Consider the following 16,441-nt stretch of genomic DNA (forward strand, 5'->3'; position numbering starts at 1 on the left):
CCAGGCGTCCTGGCGGGCACGGCGGGCACCGGCGGCACGGCGTCCTGGCGGGCACTGGCGCTTCGGCGGGCGCTGGCGGCCAGATGCACCGGCGGCCGGGCGTCCCGGCGGGCACCGGCGGGCCGCCACACCCACGAACCGCCAGGTACAGCGCCCCGGCTCCCGGCGCGCAGGATGCCGACGGCGACGACGCCCGGGCCCCCTGCGGGGAACCGCAGACCGTCGCGGCGGTGAACTCCCGGGGGATCCGCGCTGAACAGCACGACGGCGGCCCGCGCAGCAGTGACGAGGCTCCGGCCGCCGCACGCACACCGCGGCGGAGTGCGTCCACGATCTGCGGACCTGTGTGGGCGTACAGCGACCACCCGCGGTCGTGACCCGGTCTCGCCGGGCCGCAGCGCGCCTCCAGGCGGTTGCGGGGAACCGCACGGCGGGAGCCGAGCCGTCCTCGGTACCCGGTCCTGGCCCTAGCGTCACAGGGGCGCCGCGTGTCCGCGGCGACGTCCGAGAACGACAGGGGAGTCCTCGTGCCCGCAACCGTGACGACCAGGAGTGCGCCGTGGGGCCACGTGCCCGTGGTCCCGGCCGCTGCCGACCACTCGATCCTCGACCGGTGGGACCGCGTCGTGGCCAGCCACGGCGACGCCCCGGCGCTGATCCTGCCCGAGGGGGACCTGACGTTCGCCGCGGTCGACCGTGCGGTCCGTGGGCTCGGCGCCGAGCTGCGCCGAGCCCTGCGTCCGGATGACCACGGCGGGGCCGGCGTCGGTGCGGAGCGCGGTGGCGCCTCGCGTCCGGTCGGCGTGATGGCCGGGCAGACCGCGGACACGATCGTGGCGGTGCTCGCCCTCGTGGCGGCCGGACGGACCGTGGTGGTGCTCGACGACCACCTCCCGGAGGCCAGGCTCGCGCACGTGGTGCGGCTCGCCGACGTCCTGGACGTCGTGGCCGCTCCGGCGTACGCAGCGCAGGCCGCCGCAGCGCTCGACGGGGCCGGAGCGGTCTCCGGGCTCGTGCACGACCTCGACGCGTTGCAGGAGCGCGCCGCTGCCCACAGAGCCGACACCGACGCCGACACCGACGCCGGTGTCGAGGTCGCTCCCGACGCCGGTGTCGAGCGGCCGGGAGGCTCCGACCCGCTCGTGATCGTCTTCACCTCCGGCTCGACCGGCCTGCCGAAGGGCGTCGTCGTCACTCACCGTCAGCAGGTGCGGGACGCCGAGGCCGACGCGCTCTCGCTCGGGTTCGGCCCGGGGGACCGGCTCGCGATCGCCGCGCCGCTGTCCTTCACCGCCGGACTCATGTACGCCCTGGCCGCGCTGATGAACGGGTGCGCCGTGGTGGCGCTCGAGCCCCGGGACCGTGGCGTGGAGGGCACGCTCGACGACCTCGCGACGCACGGTGCGACGACCGTGCTCTGCACCCCGCACCTGCTGCGTTCGATCACAGGCGCCGTCGCCGGCTCGGACCGCGGACCGCGAGCGGGACTGACGGGGCTCCGGCTGGTGGTCACGGTCGGCGAGCCGATCACCGGCACCGACGTCGCCGCGACCCGGCCGCACCTCGGCACGCACACCGTGCTCGTGAACGGGTTCGGGGCGAGCGAACTCGCGAGCGTGGCGTTCTGTCCGGTGCTCCCGGACGACGCGGTCCCGGACGGCGTGGTCCCCGCGGGGTGGCCCATCGAGAGCAAGACCATCCGCATCGTGCGCGAGGACGGCTCCGAGGCGTCCCCCGGCGAGACCGGTGAGCTCGTCGTCGTCTCGGACGGGGTCACGACCGGGTACTGGGGTGCGCCGGAGCAGACCGCGGCGCACCTCGGCGTCGACACCGACGGCACCCCGACCTGGCGGCACGGCGACCTCGCGAAGGTCGACGAGTCCGGTCGACTCGTCCTGGCCGGACGGGCCGACGACGCCGTGAAGGTCCGCGGGTACCTCGTCGAGCCGTCCGAGGTCGAGGCGGCACTCCGCGCCGTCCCCGAGGTGCAGGACGTCGTCGTGACGGCGCTCGTCGCCCCACCCGCGGCGACCCGGCTCGTCGCCTACGTGGTGCCCCGACCGGGCCACCGCACGCCGGCGCCCGCCGCGCTGCGGAAGGTGCTCCGCGGCAGCCTGCCCGAGTACATGGTGCCCGCGGCGATCGTCCCGATGACGGAACTGCCGCGGAACGAGCGCGGCAAGGTGGACCGCTCGGCGCTGCCCGGTGCGCCGTCCGTCGAGGCCGAGATGACCGAGGCCGCGTACGACCAGTGGGAGCTCGTCGTCGGGCAGATCTGGTCCGAGGTGCTCGGGTTGTCCGGCGTGCCGCTCGACGAGGACTTCACCGCGCTCGGCGGCGACTCGCTCTCGGCGGAGGAGATGCTCGCCGTCGTGCAGGAGCGGCTCGGTGTCGCACTGCGGTCCTCGGAACTGCTCGAACACCCGACGCTGCGCCAGTTCGCGCGACGCGTCCGCGGCGGCACGAGCGCGCTCCCGAGCCACCCGGACGTCGTCAAGGTGTCCTCGGCCCGCACGGTCGGCCGGCTGCCGGTGTTCTGCTTCGCGGGCGGCGGCGCCCTCGCCCTGACGTTCCTGCCACTGTCCCGGTACCTCGACGACCACGACGTGTACGCCTTCCAACAGCACGGCCTGGAACGCCGCGGCGTGCCCGACTGGAGCATCGAACGGAGCGCCCGGCGCTACCTCGCGCTGATGCGCGTCGTGCAGCCCCGCGGACCGTACCTGCTCGTCGGGCACTCGCTCGGCGGCCTCGTCGCCCTCGAGGTGGCGCGTCTGCTCGAGGAGAACGGCGAGCACGTCGAGCACCTCGCACTGCTCGACACGTACCTCCCGCGGACCAAGAGCGAGCAGGCGCGACTGCTGTTCAGCCGGATGGAGCCCCGACCATCGCGGAACCCGACGGTCCGAGCGTTCCGCTCCGGCGTCGACCGGGTCGCGCGGCGCATCATGCCCGCCGGCGTGCCCTACGGCGCCCTCGCGGCGAAGCGGTTCCGGGCCTACACCGCCGGCGTGCTGCGCTTCGGCGGGCAGGACGACTTCGACGCCTTCTTCGACCAGGCCGAGATCGTCACCCGGCGGCACCACCCGACGCCGTTCGGTGGCCGCTCCACCTACGTGCTCGCGGACGCCAACCCGGACGCCGACGGCTGGAGCCGCTACCTCGTCGGCGCGTCCGGGACGGTACGGATGGCGTGCGAGCACACGTCGCTCCTCCGCGAACCGCACGTCGCGGAGCTCGCTGCGGCGCTGCGCGCCGCGTTCGACGCGGCACCCGTCGCCGCCAGGTGACCCTGCGGCCCGCAGCGGCGACCCGATGACGGCCTGGAGGCCCGTGTCGAGCCCGGCACGCGCCTCCCGGCCGTCCGTCGTCGCTGCCTGCGCCGCCGGCTGACACCGGTTGCGGGTTTCCGTATCCGCACCCGGGGGTCCGCAAGCGGACCCGCAGGGCGTTGACCCGTCACCGCGCCGCCGCGAGGGTTGGAGCACAGGGGGAAGACCCGCCCCCTGGACCACCCGGCGGCGTCGTACCCGCGCCCCTGCCGGACTGCGGACCGTGATCGTCCGCGCCACGTCCGAAGCACCGAACACGGCAACCTGAACCCGACAGGAGCACGTCCAATGCCCGCCAACACCGTCCGACCCGCAGACCCCCGGGTCTCCGTCGTCATCCCGGCGAGGAACGAAGCCCGCAACCTCGAGATCATCCTGCCCAAGCTGCCCCCGGTGTACGAGGTCATCCTCGTGGACGGCAACTCGGTCGACGACACCATCGCGACCGCGCAGCGGCTCATGCCGGACATCCGCGTCGTCCACCAGACCCGCAAGGGCAAGGGCAACGCGCTCGCGTGCGGCTTCGAGGCCGTCACCGGCGACGTCGTCGTCATGTTCGACGCCGACTGCTCCGCCGACCCGGACGAGATCCCGCGCTTCGTGCAGGCCCTCGTGGACGGCGCCGACGTCGCCAAGGGCACGCGCTACGCGCTCGGCGGTGGCAGCGACGACATCACGATCGTCCGCAACCTCGGCAACCGCGGCCTCAACATCGTGTGCAACGCCATCCTCGGCACCCGGTACAGCGACCTCTGCTACGGCTACAACGCGTTCTGGGCCGACACGCTCCCCGCGATCGCGCTGCTGTCGTCGACGCTCCCGAAGCCGGCCGACGGCTCGATGCTGTGGGGCGACGGGTTCGAGATCGAGACGGTCCTCACCTGCCGCTGGTCCGCGGCGGAGCTCCGCATCGCCGAGGTCGGCAGCCACGAGAAGCTCCGCGTGCACGGTGCGAGCAACCTCAACGCCGTGACCGACGGCATCCGCGTCCTCAAGTCGATCATGCACGAGCGTCGCCGGGCGTCGCAGGCGAAGAGCCGCGCACGCCTCGCCGCAGCCTCCGCGCTGACGATGCCGGCGCCCGTGTCGCCGATCGACGCCCCCACGGGCGAGATCACCGCGCCGACCGCTCGTGCCCGCACCGCGGACGCCGCGGTGCTGGACGCCCGCGCGCTCGACGGGGACCTCGCGTGAGCAGCGTCGCCGTCGTCATCTGCGCCTACACGCAGCTGCGGTGGGGCGACCTGCTGGACAGCGTCGAGTCGGCGAAGCGCCAGCCCGAGCAGCCCGAGGTCGTCGTCGTGATCGACCACGAGCCCGAACTGTACGCACGGGCCAAGGCCCGCTGGCCGGAGCTCAGCGTCGTCGAGAACACCGAGGACCGCGGGCTCTCCGGTGCCCGGAACACCGGCGTCGCGCTGACGGACGCCGACGTCGTCGCGTTCCTCGACGACGACGCCACGGCGGACGCCGACTGGCTCGGCCACTTGCTCGCGGCGCTCGACGACCCCGAGGTCGTCGGGGTCGGTGGACGGGCGACCCCCTCCTGGCCCGACGCGACCGGCTCCGGGCCCTACTCCGACGAGCTCCTCTGGATCGTCGGCTGCAGCTACACCGGCCTCCCCGAGACCGCGGGCGACGTCCGCAACGTGATCGGGTCGAGCATGGCCTTCCGCCGCGAGGCGATCCTCGCCGCCGGCGGCTTCCGCTCCGGCATCGGCCGGGTCGGCAACCAGCCCCTCGGGTGCGAGGAGACGGAGCTCTGCATCCGGCTCGCACAGGCCCGGCCGGGCAGCCGGATCCGCCACGAACCGCGCTCGAACGTGTCCCACCGCGTGTCGGCGGACCGCGTCACGATGCGGTACCTGCGTCGGCGCAGCTACTACGAGGGCATCTCGAAGGCCGTGCTGAGCCGCCGCGTGGGGACGGGCGATTCGCTGTCGAGCGAGTCCACCTACCTCACCCGGGTCATCCCCGGTGCCGTCGCCCGCGAGTTGCGCCGCTTCGGACGGGGTGGTGGCATCCGTGCCGCCGCGATCGTGCTCTCCGTCGTCTCGACCATCACCGGGTACGCCGTCGGACGGATCCTCGGAGGCGTCGTCGTCTCCGCTCCCGTCACACCCGCCGTCCGCCAACCGATCGGTACCCCATGACCAGGACGACCCTCACCCGGGTGCTCCGCCCGGTCGTCGACACCTCGCTCGTGCCGACCTGGGACGGCGCCGTCTGGATCGGCGAACTCGACCGGGCCGAGCTCCACGGCGCCGGACACCGCGACGCGATCGGGCTGGCCGGCGCCGACGGCTACAGCCGCGCCCGGCTCCTGGTGCGGGACCGCGGCGAGCCCGTCGGGTTCGTCGAGGCCGAGGTGACCGACCGTCGCCGGATCGGACCCTCGATCGAGCTCCGCACCCTCGAGCGTGCCGTCCGGCACATGCCCACCCCGGAACGACGACCGGCCGCTGATCAGGCGTTGCCGTCCGTCACCGTGGTGCTCTGCACGGACGGGGACGCGGGGGAGACCATGCGCTCCGTCCTCGCCCAGCGCGGCGTCGCCCTCGACGTCGTCGTGGTCTCCGCCGGAGCCGACGGCGACGGTCGCACCGAGATCGCCGGTCGGACCGTCACCACGGTGCCCGCCCCGACCGGCGGGCTCGCCGCCGCGCGGAACGCGGGACTCCTCGCCGCCACCGGCGACGTCGTGACCTTCCTCGGCTCCGGAACGGTCGTCGACCCCGACTGGGCGGCGGCGATCGCGGCACCGTTCGTGCTCGACGACGACGTGGCCTGCGTCACCGGTCTCGTGCCCACCGCGGAGATCCGGACGCCCGCGCAGCGCTGGCACGACGAGCACACGCCCGCTGCCCGCACGATCCGCCGTCGGGTGTTCCGACTCGGCGACGAGCCCGGCGACACACCGCTGCACCCCTTCGCGGCGGCCGCCTACGGCACCGGCGCCAACCTCGCCGTCCGCCGACGGGCCGCGCTCTCGATCGGCGGGTTCGACACCGCGTTCGGACCCGGGACCCGGGTCGGCGGCGGCGACGACCTCGACCTCTTCACCCGACTGCTGTTCGCGGGTTCCGCGATCGCCGTCGAACCCGCCGCGATCGCCTGGGTGCGGCCCGCGGACGACACCTCGTCGCTCCGCCGGACCGCCGCCGCGCACGGCCACGGACTCGGAGCCTGGATGACCAAGAACGCCCTCGACCGCGACACCGTCGCAGCGACCGTCGACTCCGTCCCCGAGGCCATCGCCGCGTTCGCGCGGCTTGGGCTCGAGCAGGGCGACGCGGTCACCGAGCTCGGCGGCGGGAGCGGTCGTCGTGCGGCGGGTCGTCCGGCCGTCGCTGCGGCTGCGTCCGGTGTCGGTGCTGGTGCTGGTGCTCGTGCCGGCGGTGCTCGTGCTGGTGGTGCTGGTGCTGGCGCGGTGGCCGGAGCCACCGGTAGCGCCGACGGCGTTGCGGCCGCGACTGCGGGCCCGGCGCTCGCCGGGGTCGAGGAGGCCTGGAACGACACGTCCCGCCGCCTGCGCCGCGTCGAGCGCCGCTCGGTCCTCGTGGCGCCGTTCCTCGCGCTCGCCGAGCGTCTCGGCGGAGCCGGCACGATCGACCGCACGCGACACGGCCGGCACGAGCTCGCCACCGTCGCGCCCGCGCCCGTGCTGCCCGGTGCGATGGGACCTGCGGCACGCCTGACCGCCGCCGGCCTGGTCGTCGTGACCCTGCTCGTCGCCGCGGTCGGCGCGGCGTTCGACCTGCCGGTGGTGCGGGGCTCCGCGATCGGCGTCTTCCTCTTCGCCGTGGTCGGTGTCGCGCCGATGCTGCTCCTGCGCCCGATGCCCCTCGCACGCTTCGCGCTGTTCGCGGTCACGACGTCGATCGTCGGCACCATCGCGATCGGCTACACGATGGCCACGGCCGGACTGTGGGCGCCCGCGGTGCCCTTCGCCGCGGTGGTCCTGCTGGTCGCCGTCGCGGTCGCCGCCGCGGTGCCGCGGGACCTCCGTGACCTGCACCGGCAGCGCCTCGAGCGCGCCGCCGCCGGCGGGGCGGAGCGTCGGTGGACCTGGACGACGACCGGCACGGTCACGTCTGCGTCGCTCGTCGGCCTCCTCGTCGTGGTGGTCACCGCGATCACGCACGTCGGCGACCCGGTCCCCGACGGACTCTTCGGGTCGCTGGGCATCGGACTGCCGATCGGCCTCGCGATCGTCGTCGCCGCCGCCGTGGTCGCCCTCGTGCGCGGCCGGGGTGTCGCCCTGCCCGTCGTCGTGCTCGGCGGTGTCGTCCAGCTCGCCCAGGCGATCACGTACGGCATGCCCACCGTCATGGCGGCCGCACGGCACGTCGGGGTGCTCGAGTACATCCGGCAGTTCGGCCGCACCGACCCCGCCGCCGACATCTTCCAGACCTGGTCCGGCCTGTTCGCCGGCGGTGCCTGGGTCGCCGACGTCGGCGGCATCGTGAACGCGATGACGATCGCCGCGTGGGTGCCCGTCCTGCTCGCGTTCTCCACGACCATCGGCGTGGGTGTGCTCGCCGCGCACTGGCTGCCGGGCGCACGGCGTCCGTGGATCGCAGCGTTCCTGACCGCCATGACCGGGTCGCTCAACACGACCTACTTCTCGCCGCAGTCGACCGGCATCCTGCTGTCGGTCGCGATCCTCGTGCTCGCCACCGGTGCGCTCCGGCGGGTCACCGTGACGGGGGAGGACGGGGAGCCCACGACGATCATGCGTCCGCAGCCGGTGGGGCTGTCGCGTCTGCTCGGGATCGGTGCGATCAGCATCGTGCTCGCCGTGACGCACCAGATCTCGCCGTACCTCACCGTCGCCGCCATCGTCGTGCTCGTCGTCTTCCGCATGCTGCGTCCGTGGTGGGTCTCGCTCGTCGTGCTCGTGCCGGCCGTCGTGTTCGCCCTGCTCAACGGCAGCATCCTCGACAAGTTCCTGTCGCTCGCCGCCGTGGGGCAGGTGCTCACCAACGTGCAGCCGCCGTCGCACGACATGACCGTGCTGCCGAAGCCGCTCGTGACGCGGCTCGCGTTCGACGTGCCCGCCGCCGCCCTCGTGGTGCTCGGGCTCGCGGCGATCGTCACCGTGCTGCTCCGCCGCGACCGCGTGCACTGGGGGCTGCTGCTCGCTGCCGCGAGCCCGATCTCGCTGCTCGTCGCGACGAACTACGGCCAGGAGGGCATCTTCCGCGTGGTCCTCTTCGCGACGCCCTGGATCGCCGTCCTCGCGGCCGGACTCCCGGTGCCCGGCGGGCGGTTCGCCTCCGTCGGTCGGCTCGTCACCCTGGCCGGACGCCCGGTCGCCGTGCGGTTCGTCGCCGCCACCGCACTCATCGCGGGCATGGTCGCCGTCGGGTCGTTCGGACAGACCGCCCTGGACTGGAACCGCGTCCCCACGCGCAGCCAGTCGGAGGCCACGCAGTACTACGACGCGACGGCGCCGAAGGGCTCGATCATGCTGCTCACCGGCTCGGCGAACGCCGTCCCGAGCAACACCGGCGCCCGGTACTTCGACGTCGGAGCGCTCTCCCGCGAGGCCTTCGGGGCGTACCCGGCGAGCGAGGGCTACGACGCCACCGCGGACGTGTCGAACATCACGCGGAAGCTCGTGAGCACCTGGTCGGCGACGAAGTACTACGCCCTCGTGGCCGCACCGTTCGGCGCCTACGACGAGCGGTACGGCTACCAGAGCGACGCGGACTACCGGAAGCTCGCGGCCGCCATGGCCGACTCGCCGTACTGGACGCCCGTCTGGTCGAAGGGCACGACCGTGGTCTACGAGCTCACGACCGAGGGCATGCGCCATGCCGCGAGGTGAGGCACCGCACCGACGATCGCCGCGGACGGCCCGCCTCGTCACGGCGGCCGTCACCGCCCTGGCACTCGTGCTCACGGGGACGACCGTCCTCGGCGCCCGTGCCGCGGCCGGTGCCGTGACGACCGACCCGGTGTCCACCGCGGACTGCCGGGCCGGTCGGGTGCTCGACGTGGTCGCCCACCCCGACGACGACCTGCTCTTCCAGGGCACCGACCTCCGCGCCAGCATCGACTCGGGCGCCTGCGTGCGGACGGTCGTCGTGACGGCGGCCGACGGCGGGTACCCCGCGTGGTACTGGCGCGAGCGGCAGACCGGTCTCGTCGCGGCGTACGCGGCGATCGCGGGTGTCGACCCCGCCACCACGACGTCCACGCTGACCGTCGCCGGCAAGACGCTCCGGCTCGAGACCCTCACCGCGGACCCGCGGATCAGCCTCGTGTTCATGGACCTGCCGGACGGCAACCTGGGCGGCAACGGCTTCTGGGCGACGGGCTACACGGGCCTGCAGCAGCTCTACCAGGGCTACGCCTCGACCCTCGCGACCGTCGCGGACGCCCCCAACCCGGCGACCTACACGCTCGCCGAGCTGCGGGCGACGATCTCCGGACTCCTCGACGGGTACGCGCCGACGGCCGTCCGCACGCTCGACCACGCGGGCGGGTACGGCGACGGGGACCACAGCGACCACCACACCGTGGCGTACCTCGCGAACGAGGCGCAGCAGCGGTACACCGGCGCACACACGTTCACCGGGTACCTCGGCTACACGATCGAGGGGCGCCCGACGAACCTCACCTCCCAGCAGGTCGCCGCGAAGTCGTCCGCGTTCTTCACCTACGCCGCACACGACAGCGAGACGTGCGCCACCTGGGAGGCGTGCGCGCCGCCACGGCCCGAGTCGGCGTGGCTGCAGCGGCAGTACACCGTCGGACAGGCAGACCCCACCGCGCCGACGAACCCGTCGACACCGGGCAGCGACCGCACCGACGTCACCGGTTCGGCCACGGTCACCGCGAGCGCGGAGAACGCCGCCGACGGGCAGACCGCCGCCAAGGCCGTCGACGGCGTGGTGTCCGGCTACCCGGCGAACCCGTCCGCCGAGTGGGTCGCCCCGAACGGGCGCGCCGGCACCTGGCTGCAGCTCTCGTGGGCGTCGGCGAAGTCGCTCACGACCATCGACCTCGCCGACCGACCGAACGGCGACGACCAGGTCACCGGCGGGACGCTGACGTTCTCGGACGGGTCGAGCGTGACCGTCCCCGCGCTGGCGAACGCCGGCGCGGTCCAGCAGGTCACGTTCCCGTCGCGGTCCGTGACGTGGGCGCGCTTCACCGTCACCTCGGTGAGCAGCAGCACGCAGAACGTCGGCCTGGCGGAGATCCGCGCGTTCACCGCCGCGTCGACGACACCGCCGCCGACCCCCACGCCCACGACGTCGGACGTCACCGCGGCGGCGTCCGTCACCGCGAGCGCCGAGAACCCCGCCGACGGACAGACCGCGGCCAAGGCGGTCGACGGGGTCGTCTCCGGCTACCCGGCGAACCCCGCCGCGGAGTGGGTGGCGCCGAACGGCCGCGCCGGCACGTGGATCCAGCTGTCCTGGACCGCAGCGCGCAAGCTGGTCGAGGTGGACCTCGCCGACCGTCCGAACACGACCGACCAGGTGACCGGCGGGATGCTGACATTCTCGGACGGGTCGAGCGTGACGGTGCCGGCGTTGCCGAACGGCGGTGCGGTGCAGAAGGTGGTGTTCCCCGCGCGGTCCGTGACGTGGGTGCGGTTCACCGTGACCTCGGTGAGCAGCGGGACGCAGAACGCCGGGCTCGCGGAGATCCGGGCGATCGCGGGGTCGGACTCGCCGACTCCGACGCCGACGCCGACCCCGACGCCGACGCCGACCCCGACGCCGACGCCGACCCCGACGCCGACGCCCACCCCGACCCCGACGCCCACCCCGACCCCGACGCCGACGCCGGGTCCTGGTGACGTCACGGGCTCGGCCACCCCGACCGCGAGCGCGCAGAACGCCGCCGACGGGCAGACCGTCCAGAAGGCCGTGGACGGCGTCGTGTCCGGCTACCCGGTCAACCCGTCGGCCGAGTGGGTCGCCCCGAACGGCCGCTCCGGCACCTGGATCCAGCTCACCTGGTCGTCGGCGCAGAGGCTCGGACGGATCGAGCTCCACGACCGACCGAACACGACGGACCGGATCACGAGCGGCACCCTCACGTTCTCGAACGGGACGAGTGTCCGCGTGGGATCGCTGCCGAACGACGGGTCGACCCTCAACGTCGACTTCACCGCTCGGTCGGTCACCTGGGTGCGCTTCACCGTCACGGGCGTCTCCTCCGGCACCCAGAACGCCGGACTCGCGGAGGTGCGCGCGTGGACGAGCTGATCCGTACCACGACCACGACCGAGGACCCCGGAGCGGTCCGGCCGTCGACGGTCGACCCCGAGGTGGCATCGGCGAACGGCGCTCCGCCCGCGCACGGCGCCGGGCTCTCCCGTCACCGCCGTCCTGGCCGCCCGGGGCGCCGCAGCGTCGCCCTCACGGTGGGCGCTCTCGTCGTCACCGCGGGGATCGTCGCGGCGGCTGCGACCGGGTCGTCCACGGGCAGCGCCGTCGACCCGAGCGGCGAGACCATGCCCACCGCGGCCGCCTCGGGGTGGAAGCGCGTGTTCTCCGAGGACTTCGCCGAACCGACCGCGACCGGCGGCTTCGAGAAGCCCTACGCCGACCGGTTCTCCGTGTACCACGGCTTCGCGGACACCGCCGGCACCGGCCGGTACTCGGCATCCGCGCTGACGGCGCACGACGGCGTGCTCGACATGCGGATGCGCACCACCGCGGGCGGGACACCCCTCGCGGGCGGCATCGTGCCGCTGGTCGACGGGAAGTGGGGCGGCCAGACCGCCGGCCGGTACAGCATCCGGCTCCGGAGCGACGAGGTCGACGGGTACGGCGTCGCCGTCCTGCTCTGGAGCGACCGGAACGTGTGGGCCGACGGCGAGGTCGACTTCCCGGAGGGGGCGCTCGGTGCGCCGGCGTGGCTGAACGTGCACTGCCTCGTGGACCCGGCGGAGAAGTGCATCCACCAGGAGACGGCGGCCTCGCTCAAGGACTGGCACACGTACACGATCGACTGGACGCCGCAGCGGATGACGTTCTCGATCGACGGTCGGCAGATCGCCTCGACGGACAAGGACATCCCGACGATGCCGATGCACTTCGTCGTGCAGGCCGGCTCGCTCGGTGGGGTGCCGCCGAAGGAGTCGGACGGCTCGCTGCTCATCGACTGGATCACGGTCGACGTCCCGGAGTCCTGACCCGCGACGCGGTCTGGCCGTGGCGCGATCGGACGCGGCGTCTCGCCGTCACGGATCTGGCCGCGAGGCGGACGGGAGGCACGGATCACCTCCGCCACGCGCCGCACGATCGCCGTGGAGCTGGCTCCGCGCGAGCGGAGCGTCCGGCACGCGCGGCACGGGCGGCTCGGGCAGCGGCCGACGGCGGACGAGGCCCGCGGTCAGCGCCCCGCGTGCTCCTCGAGCGCCGTGAGCAGTGCCGCGACGTGCGGGGTCCGACCGTAGCGGGCGCTCACGTGGGCCCGGCCGCGCGCACCCAGCGACGGGTCGGCCGCGGCCTCGGCGAGGACCTCGACGATCCGTCCGGCGAGGGCGTCCGGGTCGGTCGGGTCGACCGTGTACCGCGCCCACTCGTCGGAGAGGATCTCGGCTGTGCCGCCCGACGCGGCCGCGACGACGGGCGTCCCCGCCGACATCGCCTCGACGACCGTGCGACCGAAGCCCTCCGGCTCGATCGACGGCACGACGACGAGGTCCGCCGCGTGCAGGAGCGGCAGCACGTCGTCGCGCTCGGGGAGCACCACGACGCTGCCGTCGGGCAGCGCGTCGACCGCCTGCTGGACGGGGGCCGTCTCGTCGGGGTAGAGGGCGCCCGCGAGGACGAGGACCGGTGCGGTCGGCGCGGAGCCGGCCGTGGACGGGCCGGCGACCCGCTCGCGGACGTGGGCCGCCGTGCGGACGCGACTCCATGCCTCCAGGAGGGCCACGACGCCCTTGGCTCGGCTGAGGCGACCGTAGTAGAGCACGACGGGGGCGTCGGCCGGCAGGCCGAGCCGCTCGCGGGCAGCGCGCGTGTCGTTGGCCGTCGGGGGCGGGAACTCGGCGGTGTCGACGCCGTTCGGGACGATCGTGATCCGGTCGCGCGGCGCGCCGACCGAGGCCCACGCATCGGCCATCGCCGAGGAGACCGCGAGGTAGCGGGTCCGCCCGCCGGCGAACGGACGGAGGCGCCCGTAGTTCGGGGCGTGGTGGAGGTGAACGGCGAGCGGCACGCGCGACACCGCGGACAGGACGCGGCCGTAGGGCAGGTACTCGGGTCGGTTCAACCAGATCACGTCGGGTCGCCAGCTGCGGATGCGGAGACCCTCGCGGACGAAGCGGAGGACGTCGCGGAACGCCGTGCGGACGCCGAAGCGCGGGTCGGTCCCGTGCACGAGGCGCACGCCGAGTCGCTCGTAGGGCGGTCGGCCCTCGCCGGGGCGGGCCATCTCGTCGTCCCGGTGCCAGACGACGACGTCGTGGCCGGCCGCGACGAGTTCCTCGGTGTCCTCGAGGACGCACCGCTCGAGCCCACCGGTGATCGCCAGCCCGGAGGTGACGAGGGCGATGCGCAGGGGGCGTGCGGTGGTCATGAGGACCCTCCTCGGGCAGCTCGGAGACGACGGATGAACCACGGCAGGCAGGCGAGTGCCCCGGCGAAGCGGAACCAGTTCCAGAAGACGTCCTGCGGGACGAAGAGCGACGCGACGGCCACGGCGAGCGCAGCGGCGACCGGCACGGTGACGCGCCAGCCCGGGCCCTTCCACGCGCGGCGGTCGGGGAGGGACGCCTGCTGCAGGACGGCGAGCACGACGTACGCCACGACGGTCGCCACGGCGGCGCCGGACAGCCCGAGCCACGGCACGAGGAGGAGGTTCGCGCCGATGTTCACGACGCCCGCGATCGCGGCGATCACCCCGACGGCGACGCCGCGCCGCTCGATCACGAGCAGTCGGCCGGTCGCACCGCTGGCGACGACGGGCAGGGCGGTGACGGCGACGATGAGGACGACGACGGTCAGCTCGTGGACGCGGTACGAGGCGGGCGCCAGGATCGGCAGGGCCACCGGCGAGACGAGGGTCACGGCGAGGAGCACGGGCGCGAGCATCTTGTAGAGCTCGTCACGGGCGTGCATGGCGAGCTCGCGGCGGGCGACGGCGTCGCGGAGGGCGGCGAAGTGCGGGGCCCACGCCTGGTTGGTGAACGACAGCAGGAGGATGACGGCCGACCCGACGACGTAGGCGATCTGGTAGCGCGCCACCTCCTCGGGGCCGAGGATGCGCTGCACGACGATGCGGTCGCCGGCGTTGAGGACGAAGTACGACAGGTTGCCGAGCGCGATCGGGATGCCGAGGCGGAAGGCGCGGGCGGTGGTGGCGCGGTCGAACAGACCGGCGATCCGGGGGCGTGTGGCCGCGACGCCGATCACCATCGCGATGCCCTGCGCCACGACGCCGCCCCAGGCGTAGGTGACGGCGTCGGCGTGCACGAAGGTGAGCAGCCCGAGGCCGATGATCGAGCCGCCGATCGACGAGAGCAGGCTCGTGACGGCGAACACGCGGATGCGGTCCTGGGCGACGAGGAGCGCGAGCGACAGTTGCACGACCGCGGCGGGTCCGACCCAGAGCACGGCGATGAGGAGCAGCGGGTGCTGCCCGACGAAGCCGGCGGCGTCGCCCCAGACCGGGATCGACGCGAGCGCGACGACCGTGACGAGCACGGCGGTCGTGATGCCGACGCTCAGCAGCCCCCGCGCGCGACGGTCGTTCCCGTCCTCGGCGCGCTGCAGGACCGCGGCCTGGTCGAGACCGGCGACCGCGAGGACGCCGAGCGCCTGGTAGAGGGCGATCGCGGACGCGAGCACGCCGAACTCGGCCGGCGGCATGAGGTGCGCCAGCACCGGGGAGATCAGGGACGAGACGACGAGCTGCATCGACCAGACGACGACGTACAGCAGGCCGCGTCCGAACAACTTCGACGACACCGTGTGGGTCGTCCCGGTGTCGGCTCCGCCGGTGGGCTCCGGCGTGCCGGCCGGAGCGGGCGTCGCGGCCGCACGTGCTTCCCGTGCCTCGCGTCGCGTCGCCGGCTGGTCCGTCCGGGTCTCCTGCGGCACGCTCACCGGACGACCGCCCGACGGTCGACGGCGGTCGTGTCGCGGAGGGCCGTCGCGCCCGCTTCACGCAGCCCGAACGCCGCGTCGACGAGGTCGAGCAGCTCCGAGCTCCGGTCCGTCGAGAACTTCCGGGCGAACAGCTGCGGTGCCCGACGCGCCTCGGCCGAGGGCTGCATGCGCCACTCGAGCAGCCGTCCGGCGTCCGCGAGCGTCAGCCACGGCGGGCTCTTCATCGCGGAGCCGTCCCACCCGATCCACCACAGCGAGTGCGGCACGTGGGCGTCACGGAAGCCCGGCGTCAGCGACTCGGTCCAGAGCACGGACGGCACGAAGGTCTCGTCGGCGATCCACACGCGCTGCCAGAACCGGACGAGGTCGGGGCGGGTGTCGACAGCGCGGACGACGGCCTCGGCGTGCGCGCGGGCGAGGACCTTGAGCTGCGAGCCACCGGCCGGCGTGAGGTCACGGGGGAGTCGGCGCGGGACAGGCACGCGCACCATGTGCTTCCGCCACGCCCAGTGCGGGTAGCGGAGTCGCGGCAGACCGCCACCCCGGCCCCACTCCGCGTACGGCAGCGGGTGCACGCCGAGGAACGACGTGCCACGGTGCTGCTCCAGCAGCGCCGTGAGTTCGGCGGGGTTCCCGAGCGGGTAGTCGCTCCCGGTGAGGACCGCCACGTGCGAGGCGTCGGTCGCGGCGAGTGCCGCCCGGTAGCCCTCGACCTCGGCGGCGACGTTCTCCCACTTCGCCCACCCGGTGCGCATCCGCGGCAGCAGCCGGACGCGCTCGGGCAGGTCGGTGGTCATCGCGGTCCACTCCGACTCGGGCGTGCGCGCGTCGACGTGCAGGAACACGGGGAACGGTGCGAGCGCCTCGATCAGGCGTCGGACGTGCGCCGGGTCCTCGTGGGCGAGGACGACGCACGCCACGGCGGGGGAGTTGGCCATGACCGCGACGCTACGGTGGCCGCAGGACCCCGACAAGGCGGCGTCGGACCGGGTGCGGGGAAGCAGCGGTTTCCCGCACCCAGGC

General features: G+C 74.1%; 9 protein-coding genes. 6 read left to right on the top strand and 3 right to left on the bottom strand.

What is annotated here, in order from left to right; translation table 11 throughout:
• Positions 1-527 precede the first annotated feature (527 nt).
• The 6 genes from QPJ90_RS11815 (at position 528) to QPJ90_RS11840 (ending at position 12,495) form a co-directional block, all read left to right on the top strand.
• Positions 528-3,290 carry an alpha/beta fold hydrolase gene (locus QPJ90_RS11815; RefSeq protein ID WP_290131408.1) on the top strand — a complete coding sequence of 921 codons (2,763 nt, stop codon included), beginning with the start codon at positions 528-530 and terminating at the stop codon, positions 3,288-3,290.
• Between the two features lie 330 nt (positions 3,291-3,620).
• Positions 3,621-4,526, top strand: a complete 906-nt coding sequence (locus tag QPJ90_RS11820) for a glycosyltransferase family 2 protein (RefSeq protein ID WP_290131409.1) — start codon at positions 3,621-3,623, stop codon at positions 4,524-4,526.
• A complete protein-coding gene (locus QPJ90_RS11825; protein ID WP_290131410.1) occupies positions 4,523-5,485 on the top strand; it encodes a glycosyltransferase in 963 nt (320 codons plus the stop codon). Before QPJ90_RS11820 ends, QPJ90_RS11825 begins: the two co-directional genes overlap by 4 nt.
• Positions 5,482-9,165, top strand: a complete 3,684-nt coding sequence (locus QPJ90_RS11830; RefSeq protein WP_290131411.1) for a glycosyltransferase family 2 protein — start codon at positions 5,482-5,484, stop codon at positions 9,163-9,165. The genes QPJ90_RS11825 and QPJ90_RS11830 overlap by 4 nt, the downstream gene beginning before the upstream one ends.
• Positions 9,152-11,563, top strand: a complete 2,412-nt coding sequence (locus QPJ90_RS11835; protein WP_290131412.1) for a PIG-L family deacetylase — start codon at positions 9,152-9,154, stop codon at positions 11,561-11,563. Before QPJ90_RS11830 ends, QPJ90_RS11835 begins: the two co-directional genes overlap by 14 nt.
• Positions 11,551-12,495: a glycoside hydrolase family 16 protein gene (locus QPJ90_RS11840; RefSeq protein WP_290131413.1), complete on the top strand. Its 945-nt coding sequence runs from the start codon at positions 11,551-11,553 to the stop codon at positions 12,493-12,495. Before QPJ90_RS11835 ends, QPJ90_RS11840 begins: the two co-directional genes overlap by 13 nt.
• Before the next feature lie 200 nt (positions 12,496-12,695).
• Here QPJ90_RS11840 and QPJ90_RS11845 read toward each other — a convergent pair whose 3' ends face one another.
• Genes QPJ90_RS11845 through QPJ90_RS11855 form a run of 3 tightly spaced genes read right to left on the bottom strand, consistent with a single transcriptional unit; the run spans position 12,696 to position 16,356 of the window.
• The gene (locus tag QPJ90_RS11845; RefSeq protein WP_290131414.1) at positions 12,696-13,886 is read right to left on the bottom strand and encodes a glycosyltransferase family 4 protein; all 1,191 of its coding nucleotides are present in this window, start codon (positions 13,884-13,886) and stop codon (positions 12,696-12,698) included.
• Positions 13,883-15,415 carry an oligosaccharide flippase family protein gene (locus QPJ90_RS11850; protein WP_290131415.1) on the bottom strand — a complete coding sequence of 511 codons (1,533 nt, stop codon included), beginning with the start codon at positions 15,413-15,415 and terminating at the stop codon, positions 13,883-13,885. Before QPJ90_RS11850 ends, QPJ90_RS11845 begins: the two co-directional genes overlap by 4 nt.
• The gene (locus QPJ90_RS11855; protein WP_290131416.1) at positions 15,412-16,356 is read right to left on the bottom strand and encodes a beta-1,6-N-acetylglucosaminyltransferase; all 945 of its coding nucleotides are present in this window, start codon (positions 16,354-16,356) and stop codon (positions 15,412-15,414) included. The genes QPJ90_RS11850 and QPJ90_RS11855 overlap by 4 nt, the downstream gene beginning before the upstream one ends.
• Positions 16,357-16,441 lie beyond the last annotated feature (85 nt).

This window comes from Curtobacterium sp. 458 (assembly GCF_030406605.1).
In the GTDB taxonomy this organism is placed as follows: domain Bacteria; phylum Actinomycetota; class Actinomycetes; order Actinomycetales; family Microbacteriaceae; genus Curtobacterium.